The 1,311-nt window shown below is 37.1% G+C and carries 1 protein-coding gene; it reads left to right on the forward strand.

The window, feature by feature from the left end; translation table 11 throughout:
• Positions 1-456 precede the first annotated feature (456 nt).
• On the forward strand, positions 457-1,236 hold the full coding sequence (locus tag KPC_RS19800) for an rRNA large subunit pseudouridine synthase E (RefSeq protein ID WP_121976007.1): 780 nt from the start codon (positions 457-459) through the stop codon (positions 1,234-1,236).
• Positions 1,237-1,311: the final 75 nt, after the last annotated feature.

A 1,311-nucleotide genomic window follows, 5' to 3' on the forward strand; every position in this document is an offset into this window, starting at 1 on the left:
GATATTTAGTAAAACAACCTCAAAAGTAAATCATAGAAACTTGTATGTGTAATCCATTACTATGATTGGTTCATTCAATCCAGCACCGAAAGTTGTCCCTGTTGTATGCGATACTTATTAATCTTCAAATTTCTTTTACAGAACAACGATATACATGAACCAACAAAACTTTATTTCTAAATAGAAGGGCCTGTTTTTTTATTTAACATTACATAGCAAAATAAAATCTTATGTATTAATACTATTCTGCTGAAAATAATAACCTATTCAACTTTCCGAAAAGATATATTCAGATACTTATCTTATGTAAAAAAATAAAATTAAAGAACATAAAGCAGAATCTGATATAGTAGCTCACACTATAGTGGCCTTTATTTTCCCCACCCAAAATGAAGCGGTACCAGGCGGGAAAATGATCAACCACTGATTTTAATTTATGTTTATCAGAGTTTTAAAGTGAAAATTGTCATTCTCAACAAACCTTATGATGTTCTCTCCCAGTTTCGCGAAGATGATGCTCACTTGACAGTGTCTCATTTCGTCCATGATCCAGATCTTCGTATTGCAGGTCGTTTAGATATGGACTCGGAAGGTTTGATGTTTTTAACTGATCATGGTGGTTTAAATCAGTTTATTACCAACCCTGCCAATAAAAAATATAAAACTTATTTAGCTCAAGTGGATGGCGACGTTACCGAAGAAGCTCTAGAACAGCTACGTAAAGGTGTAGAACTAGCCGATGGTATGACTTTACCAGCCAAAGCACAAAAAATTGACGAACCGGAATGGCTCTGGGAACGTAATCCACCTGTACGCTTCCGTGCCAATATCCCTACTTCCTGGGTTGAAATCCAAATTTGTGAAGGCCGGAATCGTCAAGTACGTCGTATGACAGCTGCTGTAGGCTTTCCAACACTTCGCCTGATTCGTACAAAAATCGGCTCAATTGATCTCGTTCAGCTCGGCTTGCAACCTGGGGAACAAACTGAAATTGAACCTTTACTTTATCCAGACTTCAAAGATGTCCCTGAAGATAAACCATATCGCTCTCGTTCTTATGTTAAAAAGCCAGGTGGTACTGGCGGGAAGCCAATACAAAGAAAAGATAAGGATGGCAAACCTAAAAAATCTGGAACAAAGCGTATATGGCAAATGGATGAAAATGAAAAACCTCGCCGTAAAACCAATGGTACAACGCGTCCAAACACTAAAAGTCGCGGTAGAAGACCACGTTAATAATCCATAAAAACAACCCGCTACATTGCGGGTTTTTTATTTATTAAAAATTAGGCTTGTGAATCAATCGACAAT

The sequence above is a fragment of the Acinetobacter stercoris genome (assembly GCF_900323515.1).
GTDB classification, from domain to species: Bacteria; Pseudomonadota; Gammaproteobacteria; order Pseudomonadales; family Moraxellaceae; genus Acinetobacter; species Acinetobacter stercoris.